This is a genomic window from Clostridium chauvoei, from assembly GCF_002327185.1.
Classification (GTDB): domain Bacteria; phylum Bacillota; class Clostridia; order Clostridiales; family Clostridiaceae; genus Clostridium; species Clostridium chauvoei.
Map to the genome: position 1 here is coordinate 1628461 of NZ_CP018624.1, position 22045 is coordinate 1650505.

Annotated in this window: 23 protein-coding genes and 1 pseudogene; all 24 read right to left on the bottom strand. The window is 29.4% G+C overall.

Annotated features, from left to right (window positions below; translation table 11 throughout):
- Positions 1–60 precede the first annotated feature (60 nt).
- Complete coding sequence (gene ccpN, locus BTM21_RS07625; protein WP_021875296.1) at positions 61–699, bottom strand: transcriptional regulator CcpN; 639 nt, start codon at positions 697–699, stop codon at positions 61–63.
- Between the two features lie 195 nt (positions 700–894).
- Positions 895–1509 carry a DUF4342 domain-containing protein gene (locus BTM21_RS07630; protein ID WP_021875295.1) on the bottom strand — a complete coding sequence of 205 codons (615 nt, stop codon included), beginning with the start codon at positions 1507–1509 and terminating at the stop codon, positions 895–897.
- A 6-nt stretch (positions 1510–1515) separates the two neighbouring features.
- Entirely contained in the window at positions 1516–2265 is a 750-nt protein-coding gene (gene recO / locus BTM21_RS07635) for a DNA repair protein RecO (protein ID WP_021875294.1), read from the bottom strand.
- 8 nt (positions 2266–2273) lie between these two features.
- Entirely contained in the window at positions 2274–3164 is an 891-nt protein-coding gene (era, locus tag BTM21_RS07640; protein ID WP_021875293.1) for a GTPase Era, read from the bottom strand.
- Positions 3165–3172: 8 nt separating this feature from the next.
- The gene (locus tag BTM21_RS07645; protein WP_021875292.1) at positions 3173–3574 is read right to left on the bottom strand and encodes a cytidine deaminase; all 402 of its coding nucleotides are present in this window, start codon (positions 3572–3574) and stop codon (positions 3173–3175) included.
- Positions 3575–3688: 114 nt separating this feature from the next.
- On the bottom strand, positions 3689–4390 hold the full coding sequence (locus tag BTM21_RS07650; RefSeq protein WP_021875291.1) for a diacylglycerol kinase: 702 nt from the start codon (positions 4388–4390) through the stop codon (positions 3689–3691).
- Between the two features lie 44 nt (positions 4391–4434).
- Complete coding sequence (ybeY, locus tag BTM21_RS07655; protein WP_021875290.1) at positions 4435–4938, bottom strand: rRNA maturation RNase YbeY; 504 nt, start codon at positions 4936–4938, stop codon at positions 4435–4437.
- A 64-nt stretch (positions 4939–5002) separates the two neighbouring features.
- Positions 5003–7051 carry an HD family phosphohydrolase gene (locus BTM21_RS07660; protein WP_021875289.1) on the bottom strand — a complete coding sequence of 683 codons (2049 nt, stop codon included), beginning with the start codon at positions 7049–7051 and terminating at the stop codon, positions 5003–5005.
- A gap of 28 nt (positions 7052–7079) precedes the next feature.
- On the bottom strand, positions 7080–8219 hold the full coding sequence (yqfD, locus tag BTM21_RS07665) for a sporulation protein YqfD (protein WP_021875288.1): 1140 nt from the start codon (positions 8217–8219) through the stop codon (positions 7080–7082).
- 5 nt (positions 8220–8224) lie between these two features.
- Positions 8225–8503 (bottom strand): sporulation protein YqfC, encoded by a 279-nt coding sequence (gene yqfC / locus BTM21_RS07670; protein WP_021875287.1) that lies wholly within the window; start codon positions 8501–8503, stop codon positions 8225–8227.
- Positions 8504–8611: 108 nt separating this feature from the next.
- Entirely contained in the window at positions 8612–9061 is a 450-nt protein-coding gene (locus BTM21_RS07675; RefSeq protein WP_021875286.1) for a GatB/YqeY domain-containing protein, read from the bottom strand.
- Between the two features lie 32 nt (positions 9062–9093).
- Positions 9094–9270: a 30S ribosomal protein S21 gene (rpsU, locus tag BTM21_RS07680; RefSeq protein ID WP_021875285.1), complete on the bottom strand. Its 177-nt coding sequence runs from the start codon at positions 9268–9270 to the stop codon at positions 9094–9096.
- A 121-nt stretch (positions 9271–9391) separates the two neighbouring features.
- Positions 9392–9733 carry a histidine triad nucleotide-binding protein gene (locus tag BTM21_RS07685; protein ID WP_021875284.1) on the bottom strand — a complete coding sequence of 114 codons (342 nt, stop codon included), beginning with the start codon at positions 9731–9733 and terminating at the stop codon, positions 9392–9394.
- A gap of 70 nt (positions 9734–9803) precedes the next feature.
- Positions 9804–11108 (bottom strand): tRNA (N(6)-L-threonylcarbamoyladenosine(37)-C(2))-methylthiotransferase MtaB, encoded by a 1305-nt coding sequence (gene mtaB, locus BTM21_RS07690; protein ID WP_021875283.1) that lies wholly within the window; start codon positions 11106–11108, stop codon positions 9804–9806.
- On the bottom strand, positions 11108–11872 hold the full coding sequence (locus BTM21_RS07695; protein ID WP_021875282.1) for an RsmE family RNA methyltransferase: 765 nt from the start codon (positions 11870–11872) through the stop codon (positions 11108–11110). The genes mtaB and BTM21_RS07695 overlap by 1 nt, the downstream gene beginning before the upstream one ends.
- Before the next feature lie 23 nt (positions 11873–11895).
- A pseudogene (prmA, locus tag BTM21_RS07700) lies at positions 11896–12836 on the bottom strand (50S ribosomal protein L11 methyltransferase).
- A gap of 151 nt (positions 12837–12987) precedes the next feature.
- Positions 12988–13485: a thiol peroxidase gene (gene tpx / locus BTM21_RS07705; protein WP_079481246.1), complete on the bottom strand. Its 498-nt coding sequence runs from the start codon at positions 13483–13485 to the stop codon at positions 12988–12990.
- A 225-nt stretch (positions 13486–13710) separates the two neighbouring features.
- On the bottom strand, positions 13711–15264 hold the full coding sequence (locus BTM21_RS07710; protein WP_021875279.1) for a nitrite/sulfite reductase: 1554 nt from the start codon (positions 15262–15264) through the stop codon (positions 13711–13713).
- A gap of 154 nt (positions 15265–15418) precedes the next feature.
- Positions 15419–16552, bottom strand: coding sequence for a molecular chaperone DnaJ (dnaJ, locus tag BTM21_RS07715; RefSeq protein ID WP_021875278.1), 1134 nt, complete (start codon positions 16550–16552; stop codon positions 15419–15421).
- A gap of 91 nt (positions 16553–16643) precedes the next feature.
- Positions 16644–18497 carry a molecular chaperone DnaK gene (dnaK, locus tag BTM21_RS07720; protein WP_021875277.1) on the bottom strand — a complete coding sequence of 618 codons (1854 nt, stop codon included), beginning with the start codon at positions 18495–18497 and terminating at the stop codon, positions 16644–16646.
- A gap of 52 nt (positions 18498–18549) precedes the next feature.
- Positions 18550–19155, bottom strand: a complete 606-nt coding sequence (gene grpE, locus BTM21_RS07725; protein ID WP_021875276.1) for a nucleotide exchange factor GrpE — start codon at positions 19153–19155, stop codon at positions 18550–18552.
- A gap of 20 nt (positions 19156–19175) precedes the next feature.
- Complete coding sequence (hrcA, locus tag BTM21_RS07730; protein WP_021875275.1) at positions 19176–20207, bottom strand: heat-inducible transcriptional repressor HrcA; 1032 nt, start codon at positions 20205–20207, stop codon at positions 19176–19178.
- A 191-nt stretch (positions 20208–20398) separates the two neighbouring features.
- The gene (gene hemW / locus BTM21_RS07735; RefSeq protein ID WP_079481245.1) at positions 20399–21532 is read right to left on the bottom strand and encodes a radical SAM family heme chaperone HemW; all 1134 of its coding nucleotides are present in this window, start codon (positions 21530–21532) and stop codon (positions 20399–20401) included.
- A 120-nt stretch (positions 21533–21652) separates the two neighbouring features.
- Entirely contained in the window at positions 21653–21922 is a 270-nt protein-coding gene (locus tag BTM21_RS07740; RefSeq protein ID WP_021875273.1) for a hypothetical protein, read from the bottom strand.
- Between the last annotated feature and the right edge of the window lie 123 nt (positions 21923–22045).

The following is a 22045-nucleotide window of genomic DNA, read 5'->3' on the forward strand; positions in this document are numbered from 1 at the left end:
ACTAACAAAGCTATTGCCTCGTAGTTACCCTATTAAAAATACCATGTTCTAAATTTAGCTTTAGTTTCTCTCTCCTAACTTAACAAAAAGTTTTGTTATGTTAGTTTTAGATATTTTCCCTATTATCCTCAACTGATTTTTCGTATCGTTAAGATTTTCAACTTTCTCCACTATCGGAATACTATCAATTTCATGTTCTATAATTTTTTGAGCAAGGCTATATGCACTGTCTTCTGCATAACCACAAACTATATTAGGCATTCTCGTCATTATTACACCAATTGGAACTTTATGGATATCAGTTCCCCCTATGGCTATTTTAAGAAAATCCTTTCGAGATACCGCACCCACTAACATTCCATTACTTTCTACAAATAATGTCCCTACATCATTTAAAAACAAGTATACGATTGCATCATACACTGTAGTTTCTTCGCTTACCGTTACAGGTTTTGACATTATTTCACCAGCTATAACTTTAGATATATTTTCCAACACGCTAGTATTATGCGGTTCGCCTTGATAAATATAACCTACTTTAGGTCTGGCATCTAAAACACCTATCATTGTAAGTATTGCTAAGTCAGCTCTAAGAGCGGCCCTAGTAACTCCTAATTTTTCTGCTAGTGATTCACTTGTAACAGGCTGTCCTTCTTTTACAATTTTTATTATTTCTTCTTGCCTCTGTGATAATTTCACTTTTATCCCTCTTTTCAAATCAGCAAAGGAATATTCAGATAATTAAGATTAGTTTGATATTTACAATCTAATTATAACATTTTATAACATTTTGACTATACTTAATTTTCTGAAAAATTAGTCAAATTACCTGAATATCCCTTATTTATTAAATTTATTGCCTTATATTGCCTGTTTTCTTACATTATCAATTAATTAATCCTCGTTATCAAATTTTACTGTGTAACTATATACATTTTCATTTAAATCTGAAGATTTATTTATATCTTTATTAGTCTTAACTATATCAGATGTTACTCCATTTACTTTATTTTTAACTTTACTCGCTACATCTGTTGCCACATCTTTAATATCATCTACGGCTTTTGAAACATATTTATTAACTACTTCTACAGACCCATCCGCCATAGTTATTTCAATCTTTAGTTGTGTAACTACTGCTGCTATTAATCCAAATGCTAAAATTTGTGGTATTATAATAGCAATTACACCTGCTGCTATACCTGCATTTACAGGAATATCTACAATTTCTTTTTCATCTTTTGATATTCTTATACGTGTTACATTTCCTCTATTTATTAATTCTTTCAACCAAACTTTTAGTTCATCTAATGATTCATAGTTTTTTTGTTCTTTTTTCCCATTAGGTAACTCTGTTATCATCTCTGATTTAATATTTTTTACTTCTTCTAAATATATTATAGCATCTAGAATATCACTATTATTAATTTCTAATGCGTGCTTTGCTTCTGCATAAGTCGCACCAGTTCTTTCTTTCACCTTATCTACTTTTTCTAATGTAATTCCCATTACTAATCACTCCTTTATATAATTTAACATTTCTAAACTTTTAGGTTTCTTAGAATAGTTTGATGAAATAATAAAGGTTGTAACTTTACTTAAATCTTTCTTTATTTCTGAATTAACATTAAGCCTATATATCTTATCCATTGGAGTATTACTTAAAAATTTCAATGCATTGTATGCAGGTTTTGATATATAAAGACCGTGTTCCCTATTACAATTTTCGCATACTCCGCCATAATTTGAAAGAGATATATAATTTGTTATGCCTATTTTTTTTCGGCATATAGAGCATTCTTCTAAATTTAACCCATATCCAGTAGCTTTTAAAAGTTTTAATTCAAAAGATCTTATTAAAAGCTCGTAATCTAATGCATCTGTATCTAATAAATACATACATGTCAAAAATTCTTTAAATAGACTTTTATCAATGTCTCCTTCTTGAACACAAATATCTATAAGCTCACATAAATAAGATGAGTATGTTAATTTGTCTAAATTATTTAATAATCCTTGGAAAGAATTTATTATTTTTCCCTCTTGCAAGTTATAAAGACTTTTGCCTTTAAAAACTACATATTCTCCATAGCATAAAGGAAGAGTAAGAGATAAAAACTTACTCTTACTTTTTCTTGATCCTTTTGCTATGGTTGTTATCTTTCCTAATTCTTCAGTATATAACCATACTAATTTATCGTTTTCTTTAAACTCTTTAGTTTTTATAATTACTGCATTTGTCTTATATAGTGACAGAAAAACCATCCCCTTGGCTACTTCATTTTTTTGTAACCAAGTTCCTTTAATAGGTTTTGGTTATCTCTCCACTCTTTTCTAACTTTAACCCAAACTTTTAGGTTAACTTTAGCATGTAGGAATCTTTCGATTTCGTATCTTGCCGTTTCACCTATTCTTTTAAGTGATTGACCATTTTTACCTATTATAATACCCTTATGAGAATCCTTTTCGCATATCATATCTACTTCTATATGATATGTTCCATTTTCTTTTTGTTTCATTTGTATTATATCCACAGCAATTCCATGAGGTATTTCATCTCTTAAACATCTTAAAGCTTTCTCTCTTACAATTTCTGCTATTACAAATCTTTCTTGAACATCTGTAATCATATCATCTGGATAATATTTTGGTCCATTTGGCATAATTCCAACCATTAATTCTACTAATTTATCTACATTTTTACCCTTTATAGCTGAAATTGGAATGATTTCTTTAAAATCGAATTCTTTTGAGTACATCTCTAATGTCTTAGCAACTCTATCTTGAGTAAACTCATCAATTTTATTAAGAACTAAAAATACTGGTGCTTTTTGGTTCTTTAATGTTTCTAATATGAATTTATCTCCTCTTCCAATTTCTTCTTCTGGATTTATTAAGAATAAAACAAGATCTACTTCTTTTATTGAATCCTTAGCAGAGCTTACCATATACTCACCTAACTTATGTTTAGGTTTATGTATTCCTGGTGTATCAACAAACACCATTTGATAGTTATCCTCTGTAAGTATTGTTTGTATATTATTTCTTGTAGTTTGTGGTTTATTTGATACTATTGAAAGTTTCTCCCCCATTATTTGATTTAAAAGAGTTGACTTTCCTACATTTGGTCTCCCAACAATTGTGACAAATCCTGATTTAAACATTCATCCTCCTAGTTTTCTAAATCCTTCTGTGTAAATGCTCCTGGCATTATTTCTTTGAAAGATTTAACAATATAATCTTCTTTATTTTTTATAATTATTATTGGCGTGTCTTCACTTTCTATAAACTCTGAAATTACTTGTCTGCAAATTCCACATGGATAAGTATAAGAGTTTGTATCTCCTATTAATGCTAATGCTTTTAATTTTCTGTTTCCTTCAGATACACCTTTAAATATAGCTGTTCTTTCAGCACAGTTTGTTCCACCAAAAGATGCATTCTCTATATTACATCCAGTATATATAGTTCCATCTTCAAATAATGCAGCTGCCCCAACTTTAAAGTTTGAATATGGGCAATATGCTAGTTCACGTGCCTCTATTGCTTTTTGTATAAGTTCATTGTAATTCATAGTTAATCCTCCAATTCTGTAATTTGTTAGTATTTTTATTATAACTTACTAATCTACAATTTACAAACAAGAATTAGGAGTTAATAGCTCTTTTTTATAGTTTTTTTAATTTTATTATAATCTAAAGATAGTAAATATTAATAAAGTTAGTAAAGTTCCAAAAATGCTACCAACTATAACTTCTAATATTGAATGAACTTCTGAATCTACCCTACTTTGTGCTGTTATAAAAGCCATTAAATAACTTAAAAGTATACATATAGGTTCTTCTGTTATCAAGGCTATTGCAGTAGCTATAGAAAAGGCTAACGCACTATGTCCACTAGGCATTCCTCCTTTTAATGGAGTTCCCTCTCCAAAAATAGCTTTTACAATAAGGGTAGCAATAGTTACAAATACTAAGGCTATAAAAATAGTATATGGTTCTGAATTTTTAACCTTATGTACTACTCCATAAGAAAGATCTGATATTTTATCTCCAAAAACTATATATCCGACTATAAGTGCATTAATAGCTGTTACTAAAACCCCTCCTGCTGCTGCATTCTTTGCAACCTTTGCAAGAGGATGATAATAATTGGTTGACATATCTATAGTAGCTTCTATAGCAGTATTAATAAGCTCTGCTGCAATTACTAAAGTTATTGTAATAGCAAGTAATAAAAACTCTACCTTTGAAATATCAAAAAAGAAGCAGGCTAATAATACACATAACGCTGCAATTAAGTGTATCTTCATATTTCTTTGGGTTCTTACTGTATCTATAATACCGTTTATTGCATAATTAAAACTCTCTACTACTTTTTTTAGTTTCATGTAATCACCCTCTGCTTTATTATTTGCTTGTTTTACTTAATTTATTATTCTCTTTTTATATTTAATTTATTTAATATTTCTTCTTCCCTTTTTCTCATTATGACCTTTTCATTTTCTTCCATATGGTCATACCCTAATAAATGTAGTATTGAATGAATAACTAAATAACAAGTTTCTCTTTCATATGAATGATTAAACTCTTTACTTTGCTCTAATGCTCTCTCTAATGATAATACTATATCTCCTAAAACAAGTTCATCTCCATCCATATATGTTTCATCAAAAGTATTTTTTATATACATATCCTTAAATACTTTTCCATTTTCATAATCTAACATAGGGAATGATAGTACATCAGTTTCTCTATCTATATTTCTAGTTTCATTATTAATCCCTCTTATCTCATCATTATCCACAAATAATAATGAAATTTGATATGGTACATTAACCCCTTCTTCATTCAACGCTAAATCACACACTCTTGAAATTTTATCTATAAATTCCTGATTTACTTCTAGTTTATTTTGTCTATTATCTGTATATAACATTTATTTTTCTCCTTGTTTTTATTTAGAATTTATAATACGAAAGGGCTAATGGCCCTTTCGTAAATTATTTTTTCATCTTTTTCTCTGTTGGATATTCTATTCTCCTATGATAAATGCCATTAAGAACTTTTAAGAAACATTTTCTTATTATCTCTATGTCCTTTAAAGTTAAATCACAATTAGACAGCTGATCTGAATATAATTTATCTTTTATTATATTATTAACCATTTCTTCTATTTTACCTTTTGTAGGCTCTGTAATAGATCTAACAGCAGCCTCTACCCCATCAGCAAGCATAATTATAGCTGCTTCCTTACTAGATGGTATAGGTCCTGGATATCTAAAATCTTCTTCCTTTACATCATCTGGATTTTCAGATGAATTCTTTAATGTATAATAAAAATATTTAACTAATGTAGTTCCATGATGCTGTTCTATTATATCTTGTATAACCTTTGGTATATTGTGCTCTTTTGCAAGTTCTACACCATCTTTAGTATGGGAAACTATAATTAAGGTACTTAAATTTGGAGTTATTTTATTATGTGGATTTTCTTTTCCCATTTGGTTTTCTCCAAAAAAGTAAGGTCTTTTCGTTTTACCTATATCATGATAGTAAGCTCCAATTCTTGCTACTACAGGATTTCCACCTACCTCTTCTGCTGCAACTTCGGCTAAATTTGCAACCATCATACTATGATGATACGTCCCTGGTGCTTCCATTAATAATTTTTTCATTAATGGCTGATTTGGATTAGATAACTCTAGTAACTTTATATTTGTAACTACATCAAAACTTGATTCAAAAAATGGTAAAAACCCTAAAGCTAAAACTCCTGATAATAATGCTCCTAATACAGAAAATCCAGTATCCACAACAATACCTGATATGTTATTAGAAATAAGCATTCCTGCTGCTAAAGTAATTATAGCTGAAATCACAGACATATAAAGAGTTGAATATAAAACATCATTTCTTTGTTGAATCTTTTTAAGTGTTGTTGATCCTATAATTACACTTGTTATTGCTAATATAATTACAGCTGGTCTAAAACCTACTACAACAGAAATTAATAGTATATTCAAGAAATTTATAACTAAAGAAACCTTATAATCTAAAAGTACAGTTAATAATATAGGTGCAAAGGCTAATGGTATTAAAAATGGTGAAATAATAGATAATCCCCTTGATAAAACTAATATAATTAAATTTATCATACTTATCATAGTCATCATTTTAGTATCTTCAAATAGATCTTTTCTCTCTTTAGATATATATGAATATTCAAGTAGTAATACAACTATAACAAAAATAGCTAATACTATATAAGTATATAAATAATTTTTTCCTCCTCCTCTATCTAATAGGCCTAGCTCTTTTAGAAGTTCAATTTGTCTTGCCGTTATAGGCTCTCCCTCTTTAACGATAGTTTGATTTTTCTTTATTATCTCTTTCGGAACATTCTTTTGAGCTTCTCTTATTTTCTCATCTGTTTTTTCTTTATCAAAAAAGAAATTAGGTTTTATTTGAGAATAAATAATGTCCTTTAAAACATCTTCTAAATTCCTATCAAAGCTCTGCTTACGGAATTCATTATCTACTATGCTTTTAGCTTTTTGAATATGCTCTAGATTATTTTCTTCAATAGGCTCTCCATAAGCTAAATTCAATGTATCTAAAACAAACCAATGTGCTAATGTAAGTTGTTCTTTAGATACTGATATAAGAGTTTTATATTCACTATCATTTAAATTAAACTCTTCAACCTTTTTAATAGATAATATTTTTTCTTTTTCATCCATGTCTGTACTGTTTATATTACTTATTTTATCAAAGAGTTTCTTTATATTTTCCTCTGCTTTAATTTTTACATCACCATTTAAGGTGTACTGTTTCCCTATCTTTTCTATTATCTCTTTTTCTCTTTCTTTTGTAGATACCTCATCTACAGTATCTCTTGGAGCTTTTATGTCTACAGTTGCAATATCTCCTTCTTCTAAATTATACTTCCTTGGAGCTATAGAAGTTACTAACAATCCATAAGTTAAAACAAAAACCATAACACCAAGTAGAATTCTTTTTGATTTATCTTTATTCCTATTAAAAAACATGTCTATCACCTTCTAATCTATAAAGTTATTAGTAATCAACAGGTGTATTATCTACTATATTTTGTTCTACTACAAATATTACCTTAACTATTATATTTCCCTGTCCATCTTCTTCTGTATTTATTATTTTATCTACTATCACAGCTTCTCTTGTTAAATCCTTTAAAAGGGATTCTCCTAATGCCTTTATTGAATTATCAACAGCCTCTTCTTTAGTTAACTTTACAGGAGTTTCTTCTCTTTCAAAATATATCACCTTATTAAAAACTTTTCCACTCTGTTCTATTTTATCATAATGTCCAAAGTCTTTTATAGCTTTTTTCAAGTAAATTTTTTTGCCAAAGATATTAAGATAAACATCACTATCCCTTTCCCCTGTTCTTTCTAGTTTAGTTCCATCTATTTGAACTTTCATTTCTTTCTCATAGAAAGTATTTGCCATTACAACTCCTTCTGGAGCCTCCTCGTAAGGTTCTTCTTCTTTTCCATTTATTCCTTCTATCACTACTTCTCCCGCCTTTATCATAGTTCCTACCGGAACTGCTGCCCTTCCTGAAAAGGCGTATATTCTTTTAATCTCTCCATCCATTTTAGCCACAAGATTCCCTAATTCTTTTTCCTGAGCCTTTGGTGGGTTAACTTTCTCTTCCACATAGATTTTGAGTGTAGATCCTTCTACTCTAGCCCTAAGCCACAATACATCTGAATTCACATCTTCTATTTTCTTTTCTATTTCTTTAGCATTAATATCTTTTTTCTTTATTCCTGGCTTTATTCCTATATTATATAATTGTTGCCTTAATTCGTAAGGCGAAACATTTTTCTTAGTATTTATTTCAACCTTCCATACAAAAGTTGATAAGTAAAATAAAATAATTATAAATAATATTCCTCCAATTACAAGCGAAGATTTCTTTTTAAGTCTACCAACAAAAAATAAGAATCCACCACTTCCAACTATTTTCATTTTACCTCTTAATCTGTGAACTGAATCTTTTAAAAGTTCATAATCATCGTATTCTATTTCAATTATTATAGTTGCTATATCTACCCTCTTTACATTTAATACATTTACATTTTTAGCCCATAATATGTTTAAAAGTCTTTCAGGGTTCAAAATACTGACTTCTACAGCAATTTTACCTCTATTTAAAAAGTCAAATCCCATTATACTTACCCCTCATAAATTATTGATTGGAACTTACCACTAATAGTTATAGTAGAGCTTCCTATATATAAAATCTCAAATTTTTCTCCATTTATTGTTATCGGGCTAACATTTGTATTTACTTTAATTATGTTCCTTTCAAATACCACTATACCTTTATGATTTTCTATAGTTATCTCCCCATCTCCTAAAACTGTAATTTTAGGAATATCTAAAGCTATATCTTTAGGCAGATCTAGTTTTTCAACTATAACATTTCTACTTTTATTTAATTTGTCTTGCATTTTCGCCTCTCCTTATAAATAATTCTTCATTGTACTTTATGATAATATTTAAAAGAAAATTACATTTTTATGCAAAACAAAAAGAACTCATAAAAATGAGTTCTTTTGCTATTTATTAGTTAAATACTCTTTTACAATTTGACTTACAAGCTTACCATCGGCTTTACCCATTGTTTTAGGTCTAACCACTGCCATAATTTTTCCCATGTCTTTGATGTTATTAGCGCCCACTTCTGTAGCTGCATCTTTAACAATTTCTAAAATTTCTTGTTCATTTAACTGCTGAGGAAGGTAATTTAGCAAGATTTCTATTTCAGCTTTATTCTGATCTACTAAATCTTGTCTATTTCCCTTTTCAAATTCAAGCATAGCTTCTCTTCTTTGCTTGACTTCTTTAGCTAAAATTTCAATAACCTTATCGTCCTCAAGCTTAACACCATCAGTCTTTTCAACTAAAAGTATTGCAGACTTAGCGGTACTTATGACATTTGCTCTAAATTTATCTTTAGATTTTAATGCAGTTTTCCAATCTTCTTGAAGTCTATCTTTAATTGGCATTTACATACCTTCTTTCAAAAGAAATTAAATTCTTACTTGAACTTTCTCTTTCTAGCAGCTTCTGATTTCTTCTTTCTCTTCACGCTTGGCTTTTCATAATGTTCTCTCTTTCTAACCTCTGAAAGAACTCCAGCTCTAACGCATTTTCTCTTAAATCTTCTTAACGCACTTTCAAGTGTTTCGTTTTCTCCAACTTTTATTTCTGACATCTATTATCCCTCCCTCCGCTAGCTCAAAATTAATTAATTTAACTCAGCTACGGGCTTAATAACACACGCTATATTATACAATAGCTAGAGTTAAAATGTCAACCTCTAGATAAAAAAACTATTAACCTGGTGGCCACTTTAATTCTCTTTGCCCTAATACATGAAAATGTATGTGATTTACAGTCTGACCACCATCTTTTCCACAATTATTAATTATTCTATATCCTGAGTCAGCTATATCTAGCTCTTTTACTATTTTATTAATAACTTCGAATATATGTGAAATAATATTTGAATTCTCTTCATTTATTTCATTAACGCTTTGTATATGCTCTTTAGGTATAACTAAAAAGTGTATAGGTGCTTCCTTATTTATATCATTAAAAGCCAAAACCTTATCGTCTTCATAAATTTTATCACAAGGTATTTCACCATTAATTATTTTGCAAAAAATACAATCCATAAATTCACCCCCCTTAATTTAAAGTTACAATTTATAAATAACAATATATTACATATCGTATTTAACTATTTTAAAGTAAACGAGCTTTTGCAAATTCCTGTTCTGCCTCTATTATTTTTATATCTACAATTTTACCAATAATATCTGCACAATTGCAAGGTACTTCTACCTTAATATAATTCCTTGTATATCCTTCAAATATACCTTCTTTACCTTTTACTCTTTGTTCTATAAGAATGTCCATGTCCTTATTAATAAATTTCTTATTAAACTCTTCTTCATTTTTATTGCTTAAATCTATTAAAACCTTACTTCTTTGCTCTTTAATATTTCCATCTATTTGATTTTCCATATCAGCAGCTTTTGTACCCTTTCTTGGGCTATATTTAAATACATGTGTCTTTGTTAATTTTATTGTCTTTAAAAATTCTACTGTTTCATTAAACTCTTCTTCTGTTTCTCCTGGGAATCCAACTATAACATCTGTTGTAATAGAAACTCCTTCTAAAGTATCTCTAAGAAGTTCTACGGCCTCTTGATACTCTTTAGCTGTATATCGTCTATTCATTCTCTTTAAAGTTGCATCACATCCACTTTGTAATGATAAATGGAAATGAGGACATAATTTTTTAAAGGTTTTTATTTTTTCTATAACTTCTTTTGTAAAGAATGCCGGTTCAATTGATCCTATTCTTATTCTTTCTATGCCTTCTACATTTTCAATTTCTTCGATTAAATCTATAAGAGTTACATTTCCTTCTAAATCTAATCCATAAGAAGCTGTATGTATTCCTGATAATATTATTTCTTTAAAACCATGTTCTGCAAGCTTTTTAACTTCTTCTATAACCTTCTTAGGATCTTTTGAACAAACAGATCCTCTTGCATATGGTATTAAACAATATGTACAAAATCTATTACATCCATCTTGTATTTTCAGGAAAGCTCTTGTTTTATCTTGATAATCTTCTATCTTTAAGTCTTCAAACTTTTTATTCTTAAGAACGCCTTCAACATGAACTTGACTTTTACCTTCATCTTTAGCTTTATTTACATAATAAACTACATCACCTTTATTTCTAGTTCCAAGAACTACATCAACTCCTGGAATCTCTGAAACTTCTTTAGGAGCCATTTGAGAATAACAGCCAACAACAGCTATAATAGCTTCTTCATTTAATCTTCTAGCTCTTCCTATAATCTGTCTAGACTTTTTATCTCCCATATTAGTAACTGTACATGTATTTATAACATATACATCTGCAACCTCGCTAAAATCTACTACTTCATAACCTTCTCTTATGAATTTTTCTGCCATAGCTTCTGATTCATATACGTTAACTCTACACCCTAGGGTAGCAAATGCAACTTTCATTAAATATTTCCTCCTAAATCACCTAACTCATATTGGATTAAAGAAGTAGCTACAAACCCAGCTGTTTCCGTTCTTAGTATTCTACTTCCTAACGTAATAATATACGCTCCACTTTCTTTAAGTCTTTCTATTTCTTCTGGTTCAAAACCACCTTCAGGACCAACTAAGATTCCTATTTTTTTAATATCACTTAAATCTTGATTTTTATCTCTTAACTCTTTAATTAGAGTCTTTACACCAAAATTTTCAGCATTTTCATATGGGACAAGCATTAAATCCATAAGCTGAAATTCATCCATAGCAGCTTCAAAAGAAATAGGGTCAGTAACTTTAGGTATAATACTTCTCTTACTTTGTTTTGCTGCTTCTAATGCAATTCTATTTAATCTATCAAGCTTTTTAAAGTCACCCTTAAGTTTTATATCAACTCTTGATGTTAAAGTAGGTATAAATTCATGAATTCCAAGTTCAGTACCCTTTTGGACTATCAAATCCATTTTTTGTGCTTTAGGTAATCCTTGAAATAAATATACCTTAATATCACTTTCATTATTTATATCTAACTTTTCTAATATTGATATTATAACCTCTTGCTTACTTATAGATTTTATTTCTCCAAAGAACTCTTCTCCATTACAGTTATTTAAAACAACTTTCTCACCTTCAGTAAGTCTTAAAACCTTATATATATGTTTTACATCATCGCCTAAAATCTTACATTCATTTTCCGAAAAATTCTCTCTTGGAGCAAAAAATTTATGCATTACCTTCTCTCCTTAAAATAAAATTACTTTAATTTTGCAACTATACAGTTCCATTCTCCATCCTTGTTTATTTCAAGAACTTCAAATCCTGTTTCTTCTAATTTTTAGTTACCATTTCAACTCTATCATGAATAATACCTGATGTTATGAAATATCCACCTTCTTTTATTACTCTCTTAACATCTTCTGTTAATATACATATAATTTCAGCTATTATATTTGCTACTACGATATCAGCTTTTCCATCAATAACTTCAACTAAGTTTCCATATAAAATTTCTATATTATCTAAATTATTAAAGTTAACATTTTCTTTTGCTGATTCTACTGCAACAGGATCTAAATCAACTCCAACTGCTAATTTAGCTCCTAACTTAGCAGCTGATATAGCTAATATTCCTGATCCACATCCAACATCAAATACTGTACTATCTTCTTTTACATATCTTTCTAAAGCTTGTATACACATTCTAGTAGTTTCATGTGTTCCTGTACCAAAAGCCATTCCTGGATCAAGTTCTACTAATAACTCATCATTTTTTGTTTCATAATCTTCCCATGTTGGCTTTACAACTATCTTGCTTCCAACCTTAGTTGGCTTATAATATTTTTTCCAATTGTTTGCCCAGTCTTCTTCAAACATTTTTTCATTTTCAACTTTACCTTCGCCTACATCTATACCCATATCTTTAAGTTCTTTTATTTTTTCATTTATGTAAACTAAGATTTCTTCAATATTATCTTCCTCTGCAAAATAAGCTTTTACTACAGCTACAGTACCTTTATGTTCTAATACATTAATATCTGCAAAATCCCATGTTAATGGTCCTTGTTCTCTTCCTAATATATCATTTGGATCTTCTATTGCAACTCCTTTACAATCTAATCCATAAAATATTCCTGAAATAGGTTCAAGAGCCTCACTTTTAGTTATTACTCTTACCTCTATCCATGTTCCTTCCATTTAAATCAGTCCTTTCAAACATACTTTGACTAATTTATTATTTTACACTTATGTAGAGTATATGTCTAGTTTTAAACTTAAAGTTTATCCTATTCCCTAAAAAAATAAATAGACTCTCTAAAATTAAGAGAGCCTATAATATAAATTCACATTATTTAGCTAGATTTATAGCTTCTAACACTTTATCATAACTAGGTTCATTTGTTACTTCCTCTAAATATTCAACAAAGGTTACATTATTTTCTGAATCTACAACAAATGATGCTCTTGTTAATAATCCTAATTCTTTTATATATGTTCCTGTTGCCTCTCCGAAACTTTTATCTTTATAATCAGATACTGTTTTAACTTCTTCTACTCCAGCAGCGCCACACCATCTTGCTTGTGCAAATGGAAGATCCATAGAAACGGTATAACAAGTTACTCCTTGTAATTTCCCTATCTCTTCATTAAATTTTCTTACCTCCATATCACAAACTCCAGTATCGATAGATGGCACACTTAAAAATACTCTAACACCTTTTGTGTCTTTTAAAGTAACAGGTTTTAAATCATTTCCTACTACTACAAAATCTCTAATTTTCTCTCCAACCTTCACTGTGTTTCCTTGTAGTGTTAATACTTCACCTTGAAATTTTACGTTTTTCATAAATATATTTCTCCCTTCACGTTTAGTTATAAATATTATTATTTTCCCTAAACTTATTTGTTATTATACTTATATTTTAATAAATAATTTTTATTTGTAAATATATATTATTAATTTCGATTTATATTTTTTATTCATACTCCTTATTAATAAAATTTCAATTGATAATACTATAAATAAAAATAACCTATTACTCAACATTAAAAGTAATAGGCTATTTTAAAATTAAACTAAATATTTATTTACTAAACTTTCGAATTCATCTTTTTTAACTTTTATATACTCATCGTATCTTAATTCGCATTTGTCTATACTAACTGCAAGTTCATATAAAAATTCTGGTATCTTACTTGCTAACATATCTCCATAACAATCACCAAGTTTAGTTTTATTAGCTGCAAAAGATCCATCTACATATAATGAGAAACACTCTTGTACTTCATCATTAACCCTCTTCTTTTTACCTGTAAACCCTATTGGTCCAACTTGATGAACTCCACAAGAATTTCCACATCCTGAAATATATATTCTTGGTAATACATCCTTTGTAAATTTCTTTTCTTTAAAGTAATCCAATATAGCATTTAAAGTTCCTTGACTATTGCATAATCCTACCTGACAAGTTGGAACACCTATACATGATACACTTTGTTCAAATACAGTTTTCCCACCCATATCTTCAGTTATTTCTAATAATTCCTTTGCCTCTTCACCATTTAGATTTCTAAAATAAATGCCTTCTGTCATTGCTAATCTAATTTCTATATTATCCATTTTTTCTAAAGTCTCTAAAATAACCTTTAAATCCTTTGTTTCTAATTGGCCTCCAACTGGATGTAAATAAACACTATATAAACCTTCTTGTTTTTGACTAAATAATCTTGGAGATTTAACCTCTACCTTTATTCCTTTTTTATTATATTCTTTAGTTTCTATATTTTCTAACTCTAATCCACCACGAGCCTTTGCTTCATCAACATATTTTTTATAGCAAGCTAAGAATTCTTCTTCTCCCATTCTGTCTAAAATATATCTTATACGAGCCTTATTTCTATTTTCATAATTACCCTCTGCCATGAATAAATTCACCATAGCCTCTACATAATATAATACATCTTTTGGCTCTATAAGTTCTTTATATTTAACAGCTATCTTAGGATTTTGACCTAGTCCACCACCTAGGTACACTTGAAAACATTCTTCCCCATCCTTATTAATAGCTAAAAACCCTAAATCTTGAACAGTACAATGTGCTCCATCTGCATTGCTACTTGAAAAAGATACTTTTAGTTTTCTTGGTAATTTATATGTATATATTCTTTCTAAGAAATAATTACCTACAGCTAAAGCATATGGTGTAACATCAAATGCTTCATCAGTATTTACTCCTGATAAAGGTGATATAGCTACATTTCTTGGGAAATTACCTCCTGAACCTCTAGTGTATATATCATTATCTAATGCTTCTTTCATTAAATCACAAACTTCATCTATAGATAAGCCATGGAATTGGATTGCTTGACGAGTTGTAAAATGTATTCTTTCCATTCCATATTTTTTAGCAAATCCATAAACAATTTTCATTTCTTCTAAATCTGTTATACCTGAAGGAATTCTAAGTCTAATCATAAACTCTTTTCCTCCACGATGAGCATAAACTCCAAATCCACCTGAAGCATGTTTGAATTGCATTACATTTAATTCTCCATTTAAGAATTTATGCCCTTTTTCTCTAAAATCCTCAATTTCACTATATAGTACGTCTTTTAATTTAGTCATATTATCACCTCAAAGATTTTTCTCTTTCTTCATAGTTTACATTATATCACTAAAAATAATTCATACTTATTGGATATTTTTATGGTATATATTATTAAATACCTATATATGTATAATGAAAAGAGACTCTAACTTACGTTAGAATCTCCTTTTATTACTTCTTTCCAAACAAATCTTTCAAACCTTTTTTATGTGTTATTACTTCTTCAGTACTTTCTCCTGAAGCTTCCATAAACATCTTTAAAGCTTCTCTTTGTTTTTCATTTAAAGATTTAGGAATATCAACTATTACTTTAACATATTGATCTCCTCTACCTGAAGAGTTAACTCTTGGAACACCTTTTCCTTTTAATCTAAATAATGTTCCTGATTGTGTACCTTGTGGTATTGTATATTTAACATCCCCATCTACTGTTCCTACTGTTATTTCAGTTCCTAATGCTGCTTTTGCCATTGAAATATGAACATCTACATAAATGTCATTGCCTTTTCTTATGAACTTCTTTGATGGTGTAACGTTTATTCTAATATATAAATCTCCTGGAGGTCCATCATTAGTTCCATGTTCGCCTTGTCCTCTTAGTGGCATTACATTTCCAGTATCAACTCCTGCTGGAATATTAACAGTAATTTTTCTGTTTTTTCTAACCTGACCTTTTCCACTACATTTTGGACACGCTTCTTCTATAATCTTACCTTTTCCACCACATCTATCACAAGTTGATGTACTTACAAAACTACCTAATGGAGTTTGTCTTTGTACTCTTACTTGCCCTGTTCCATTACATGTTGGACATGTTTTAGCTGTAGTTCCAGGTTTTGCTCCAGTACCTCTACATGAATCACAGTTTTCACTTCTATTAATTGATATTTCTTTTTGCACTCCAAAAACTGCTTCTTCAAAAGTTAACGTTAGTGTATATTCAATATCTGCACCTCTTTGAGGTCCATTCCTTCTTCTTCCGCCGCCACCGCCGCCGAAGAAACTATCAAATATATCTCCAAAGCCTCCCATATCTGAGAAATCAAAGCCACCAAATCCACCTGCACCAAATCCACTTCCATCAAAATCAGCAGTACCAAATTGGTCATATCTAGCCTTTTTTTCTGGATCTGAAAGCACTTGATAAGCTTCATTTATTTCTTTAAACTTATCTTCTGCTTCTTTATTTCCTTGATTTTTATCAGGATGATATTTTATAGCTAGCTTTCTAAAGGCTCTTTTTATTTCATCATCTGAAGCCCCTTTTTCTAGTCCAAGTGCTTCATAATAGTCTTTACTTGCCATCTATTTCTTCACCACCATTTTTACTTTATAAAAGGGAAGACGGCTTTTGTCTTCCCTCATACATTATAACTACTACACTTTATTGTTACAACTATTTATCTTCTTTTACTTCAAAATCTGCATCTACTACATTATCATCATGAGCTGCTCCTTGATTAGCTCCACCCATGTTGTTTGGATCAAAACCTGCACCAGCTTCACCATTTGCATTTGCATCTGCATAAACCTTTGATGATATTGCATAGAATTCTTGAGTTAATTCATCCATAGTCTTCTTAATAGCTTCTACATCTTCGCCATCTTTAATTTTGTTTAATTCTTCTAATTTAGCTTCTACCTTAGCTTTATCTTCTGCTGAAACTTTATCTCCAAGTTCTTCTAATGTCTTTTGAGTTTGGTATGATACTTGGTCTGCATTGTTCTTAACTTCTATTTTTTCTTTTCTCTTCTTATCTTCTTCTGCAAATCTTTCTGCTTCTTTTACTGCTGCATCTACTTCGTCATCTGTTAAGTTTGTTGATGCAGTTATTGTTATATTAGCTTCTTTGTTAGTTGCTTTATCAACAGCTGATACTTTAACTAAACCATTTGCATCTATATCAAAAGTAACTTCGATTTGTGGAATTCCTCTTGGTGCTGGAGCAATACCTGATAAAGTAAATCTACCTAAAGTCTTGTTGTCAGCTGCCATTTGTCTTTCACCTTGAACTACGTGTATTTCAACTGATGTTTGACCATCTGCTGCTGTTGAGAATGTTTGACTCTTCTTAGTAGGAATTGTAGTATTTCTTTCTATAAGTGCAGTTGCAACTCCACCTAAAGTTTCAATTCCAAGTGTTAATGGTGTAACATCTAATAGTAATACGTCTTTAACTTCTCCTGTTAATACACCTGCTTGAATAGCTGCACCTACTGCAACACATTCATCTGGATTAACTCCCTTTGATGGTTCTTTTCCTGTAAAGTTCTTAACAGCTTCTTGAACTGCTGGAATTCTTGTTGATCCACCAACTAATATTACCTTATCTATATCACTTAATGAAAGGTTAGCATCTGCTAAAGCTTTCTTCATTGGCTCAATTGATCTTTGAACTAAATCATGAGTTATTTCGTTGAATTTAGCTCTAGTTAGGTTCATATCAATATGCTTTGGACCTGTTGCATCAGCTGTAATAAATGGTAAGTTTATGTTAGTTTGCATTGATGATGATAATTCAATCTTAGCTTTTTCAGCTGCTTCTTTTAATCTTTGAAGTGCCATTTTATCATTTCTTAAATCTACACCATTTTCTGCTTTAAATGTTTCAGCAATGTAGTTCATGATTTTTTCATCAAAATCATCTCCACCTAACTTAGTATCTCCGTTTGTTGATAATACTTCGAATACTCCATCTCCAAGTTCAAGGATTGATACATCGAAAGTACCACCACCTAAGTCATAAACAAAGATTTTTTGGTTTGTATCCATTTTATCTAAACCATAAGCTAAAGCTGCTGCTGTTGGTTCATTTATTATTCTTAAAACTTCTAATCCTGCTATTTTACCAGCATCCTTAGTCGCTTGTCTTTCTGAATCATTAAAATATGCTGGAACTGTTATAACAGCTTGTGTTACTGGTTCACCTAAATAGCTTTCAGCATCTGCTTTTATTTTTTGAAGTACCATTGCTGATATTTCTTGTGGTGAATGGTCTTTTCCATCTATAGTAACTTTATAGTTAGTTCCCATATGTCTCTTTATTGATATTATTGTTTTATCTGGATTTGTAATCGCTTGTCTTTTAGCAACTTGACCTACTAGTCTTTCGCCATTTGCTTGAAATGAAACTACTGATGGAGTAGTTCTTGCTCCTTCTGAATTGCTGATTACTACTGGTTCTCCACCTTCCATAACTGCTACACATGAATTAGTTGTTCCTAAATCAATTCCTATAATTTTTCCCATAATCTATTCCTCCTAAACTTTTTCAATTAATTCTTTTTTAAATTTATTATTACTAGTTGGCTACTTTAACCATTGTATATCTTATAACCTTATCTCCTCTTTTGTATCCCTTTTGGAATACTTCTGCTATTGAATTTGCATTAAAGTTTTCATCTTGTACATGCATTACAGCCTGATGAAGATTTGGATCAAATTCTCCTGTGGCATCAATTTCTTCAACCCCAAGTTTTTCGAAAGATCCTGAAACTCCTTTGATTGTCATTTCAATTCCTTTCTTAACATCATCTATACTTCCTTCTGCAAGAAGTGCTCTTTCAAGGTTATCTAAAACAGGTAACATTTCTTTTAATACGTCTGTACAAGCATCTGTATATATACCTTCTTTTTCTTTAGCTGTTCTTTTTCTGAAATTTTCATATTCAGCTGACATTCTTAGCAATCTATCTTTTAAAGCTTCTACTTCATTACTTAATTTCTTATTTTCTTCTTTTAATTTTTTAGTTGTTTTTAACGGATTCCACCCGTCTTTACTTTCTTCTTTAACTTCTTCTGCTTCTTGTGATACTTCTTCATCACAAGTATCCATATCTTCTTCTACTTCAACATTAGCAGTTTCACCCTTAATTTCTTCCTCTTTAAACTCTTTGTTATCTTCCATAACAACACCTCGTCTCTATTTTATTCAATACTTTGATTTCTAAGGCTTCTATTTAACTCTTTCATAACTTGCCCCATTATAGCAATAACTTTAGAATAATTTATTCTTCTTGGGCCAATTAATCCTATAGTTCCTATTGGTCTTCCATCTAAAGAGTATTCAGCTGAAATTACAGAGCACTCTTTTGCTTCAGGAAAATAATTTTCTTCTCCAATTTTTATAGATATATCTCCAGGAGACTCCAAAAGTTCTATTACACAATCCTTGTCATTTATTAAAGATAGGATTTCTTTTGCCTTTTCAATATCGTTATACTCTGGATAATTAAATATATTTGTTGCACCTTCTACTAAAATGTCTGAATGTTTTACTTCCTTAAGTGTTTCATAAAGTGCTGGTAAAATTGCATTAAATAATTCGTCATATCCTTCTAGTTCATTTTTCAAATTACTTATTACTTCAAGATTTATCTCTTCAATAGTTAAATTTCTAAGTCTTAAATTTAAGATTTCATTTATTCTTTGAAGAGTTTCTCTTCCTGGCATTTCTCTAACTCTTATTCTATGATTTTTTATAACTCCACTATCTGCAACTATTACTGAAACTAAGTTATGGTTATCTATCATCAATAACTGAATAGATTTTATATAACTCCTTTTAACAGATGGAGTTTCTACTATACAAGTTAGATTTGTAAGCTCTGAAAGTAATGTGCATGCCTGTTTTACAATTTTATCAACTTCATACATTGCAGAATTAATAATATATTCTTTGATTTTAAGTTCTTCTTCTTTACTTAAACTCTCAGCATTCATTAATTTATCTACATATAGTCTATACCCCTTATTAGAAGGTATCCTCCCTGATGATGTATGAGGTTGCTCTAAGTAACCCATCTCTTCTAAATCTGCCATTTCATTTCTTATGGTTGCTGAACCAACTCCTAGGTCATATCTTTTTGCTATTGTTCTTGAACCAACAGGTTCTCCTGTAATTATATAATCATTAATGATAGCCTGAAGTATTTTTATTTTTCTTTCATCAATAGCCATGACATCACCTCTACCTGTTAGCACTCATTTAAGTCGAGTGCTAATGACTACAATATCAATATATTCCTTATAGTTTTTTTTGTCAATCTAATAAATATTTAAAATAAATATTATATTGCTAATATAATAAATTAATTGTATTTTTCTCTTTTTTTCTAACTATCTCTATCATTATCTATTAAGTTTGATTTTTACTTACTATCTAATATAAAATCACTCATTACAATATTAGATAATTCAATCCCCTTAGAGGTTAACCTTAGTTTTTTATTATCCTCTTCTAATAATCCAGCTTTTATATTTTTCGCTATTATTTCTTTATATATACTGTTAACATCTCTTCCAAATCTAACTTTAAATTCCTCTTTACTTATTCCATCTATTAATCTAACTCCCATAAACATAAACTCTTCAATATTGTCCTCTATGGAGTTTTTTATTTTTTCGTCTATAACATCTTCATTTAATTTAATTCGTCTAACATATTCTTTTACATTATCTAAATTTTTAAATCTATACCCATCTACAAAGGAGCTTGCAGATGCACCTAACCCTAAATAAGGCTTACATTCCCAATATATTTTATTATGTAAACATTCACAACCTTCTTTTGAATAATTAGAGATTTCATATTGATGATATCCGTGAACACTTAAAATATCTTTTGTTATAGCATACATTTCTCGTTCTTCTTCTTCTGAAGGTAGCCTTAATTTATTGTTGTTATACATATTATAAAAACAAGTTCCTTCTTCTATTATTAAACTATAGGCTGAAATATGATCTGGTTTAAGTTTCACTATTGTCTCTAAAGTCTCTATCCAATCTTCTAATTTTTGATTTGGAAGCCCAAACATCAAATCAACATTTATATTATTAAATCCAATTTTTCTAGCTAAATTGAAATTTTCTACAAATTCATCAAAGGTATGAATTCTTCCTAAAGTTTTTAATAAAGAATCTTGTCTTGCTTGTAAACCCATACTAATTCTATTAACTCCACCTAAAAGCATAGTTTTAAGCTTTTCTTCCTCTAAGGCTCCTGGATTACACTCCATTGAAAATTCTATATCTTTTGCCTTATTAAGCTTATTAATAGAATCTAATACTCTTTTTATTTGACTTTCACTTAAATATGATGGAGTTCCTCCACCTATAAATATACTCTTAATTAAATAACCTTTTCCTTTTTCCTCAATTTCCTTACTTAAAGCATCTACATAATCATCCATTAGCATTTCTAAAGATGCGTAAGAAGGAAAATCGCAATACAAACACTTTTGTTTACAAAAAGGAATATGTACATATAATGATATCTCTTTCATTTATCTCACTCTCTTTCTATTTAGCTTAATTATAATATTATAATATAATACTTATAATTATTTAGCTAATAAAAAGAACTCTTTACTTAAAGAATTCTTTTTATTAGTATTCACATATTTTTATATCTCTATTAAGTCTATATTAATTGCATTATGAAAAATTAAATCTCTTTGAATTCTATCTATTTTAGAATTTATTATTAACCCCTCTAATTTTATTGTAATGTTAGTCTTTAATCCATGTCTTGATAAGTAAGTATTTAATTTATGCCCTAAAATGGATATTGGAAGTATTTCTCCATTTTTTCTTCTCAATGTTCCTGTAGAGTAACCTAGGTTTCTTATAACCTTTCCCTTAACTTTAACATCCCTTAAATTTGCTTCTAACATAACATCCCCACCTTTTAATATTTATATAGTCATAATAAATATATTGGTTAATGCTATAAATAATTACAAATTTATATCTATATTATTTTAAAATATTCAATAACACTACTTTTATTTTTGAAT

What these genes read in the sequence shown, in the direction of transcription:
- BTM21_RS07630 (WP_021875295.1), bottom strand. Translation starts at nt 1,509, where the DNA reads ATGGGAATTACATTAGAAAAAGTAGATAAGGTGAAAGAAAGAACTGGT.
- recO (WP_021875294.1), bottom strand. Translation starts at nt 2,265, where the DNA reads ATGGTTTTTCTGTCACTATATAAGACAAATGCAGTAATTATAAAAACT.
- era (WP_021875293.1), bottom strand. Translation starts at nt 3,164, where the DNA reads ATGTTTAAATCAGGATTTGTCACAATTGTTGGGAGACCAAATGTAGGA.
- BTM21_RS07645 (WP_021875292.1), bottom strand. Translation starts at nt 3,574, where the DNA reads ATGAATTACAATGAACTTATACAAAAAGCAATAGAGGCACGTGAACTA.
- BTM21_RS07650 (WP_021875291.1), bottom strand. Translation starts at nt 4,390, where the DNA reads ATGAAACTAAAAAAAGTAGTAGAGAGTTTTAATTATGCAATAAACGGT.
- ybeY (WP_021875290.1), bottom strand. Translation starts at nt 4,938, where the DNA reads ATGTTATATACAGATAATAGACAAAATAAACTAGAAGTAAATCAGGAA.
- BTM21_RS07660 (WP_021875289.1), bottom strand. Translation starts at nt 7,051, where the DNA reads ATGTTTTTTAATAGGAATAAAGATAAATCAAAAAGAATTCTACTTGGT.
- yqfD (WP_021875288.1), bottom strand. Translation starts at nt 8,219, where the DNA reads ATGGGATTTGACTTTTTAAATAGAGGTAAAATTGCTGTAGAAGTCAGT.
- yqfC (WP_021875287.1), bottom strand. Translation starts at nt 8,503, where the DNA reads ATGCAAGACAAATTAAATAAAAGTAGAAATGTTATAGTTGAAAAACTA.
- BTM21_RS07675 (WP_021875286.1), bottom strand. Translation starts at nt 9,061, where the DNA reads ATGCCAATTAAAGATAGACTTCAAGAAGATTGGAAAACTGCATTAAAA.
- rpsU (WP_021875285.1), bottom strand. Translation starts at nt 9,270, where the DNA reads ATGTCAGAAATAAAAGTTGGAGAAAACGAAACACTTGAAAGTGCGTTA.
- BTM21_RS07685 (WP_021875284.1), bottom strand. Translation starts at nt 9,733, where the DNA reads ATGGATTGTATTTTTTGCAAAATAATTAATGGTGAAATACCTTGTGAT.
- mtaB (WP_021875283.1), bottom strand. Translation starts at nt 11,108, where the DNA reads ATGAAAGTTGCATTTGCTACCCTAGGGTGTAGAGTTAACGTATATGAA.
- BTM21_RS07695 (WP_021875282.1), bottom strand. Translation starts at nt 11,872, where the DNA reads ATGCATAAATTTTTTGCTCCAAGAGAGAATTTTTCGGAAAATGAATGT.
- tpx (WP_079481246.1), bottom strand. Translation starts at nt 13,485, where the DNA reads ATGAAAAACGTAAAATTTCAAGGTGAAGTATTAACACTACAAGGAAAC.
- BTM21_RS07710 (WP_021875279.1), bottom strand. Translation starts at nt 15,264, where the DNA reads ATGACTAAATTAAAAGACGTACTATATAGTGAAATTGAGGATTTTAGA.
- dnaJ (WP_021875278.1), bottom strand. Translation starts at nt 16,552, where the DNA reads ATGGCAAGTAAAGACTATTATGAAGCACTTGGACTAGAAAAAGGGGCT.
- dnaK (WP_021875277.1), bottom strand. Translation starts at nt 18,497, where the DNA reads ATGGGAAAAATTATAGGAATTGATTTAGGAACAACTAATTCATGTGTA.
- grpE (WP_021875276.1), bottom strand. Translation starts at nt 19,155, where the DNA reads ATGGAAGATAACAAAGAGTTTAAAGAGGAAGAAATTAAGGGTGAAACT.
- hrcA (WP_021875275.1), bottom strand. Translation starts at nt 20,207, where the DNA reads ATGGCTATTGATGAAAGAAAAATAAAAATACTTCAGGCTATCATTAAT.
- hemW (WP_079481245.1), bottom strand. Translation starts at nt 21,532, where the DNA reads ATGAAAGAGATATCATTATATGTACATATTCCTTTTTGTAAACAAAAG.
- BTM21_RS07740 (WP_021875273.1), bottom strand. Translation starts at nt 21,922, where the DNA reads ATGTTAGAAGCAAATTTAAGGGATGTTAAAGTTAAGGGAAAGGTTATA.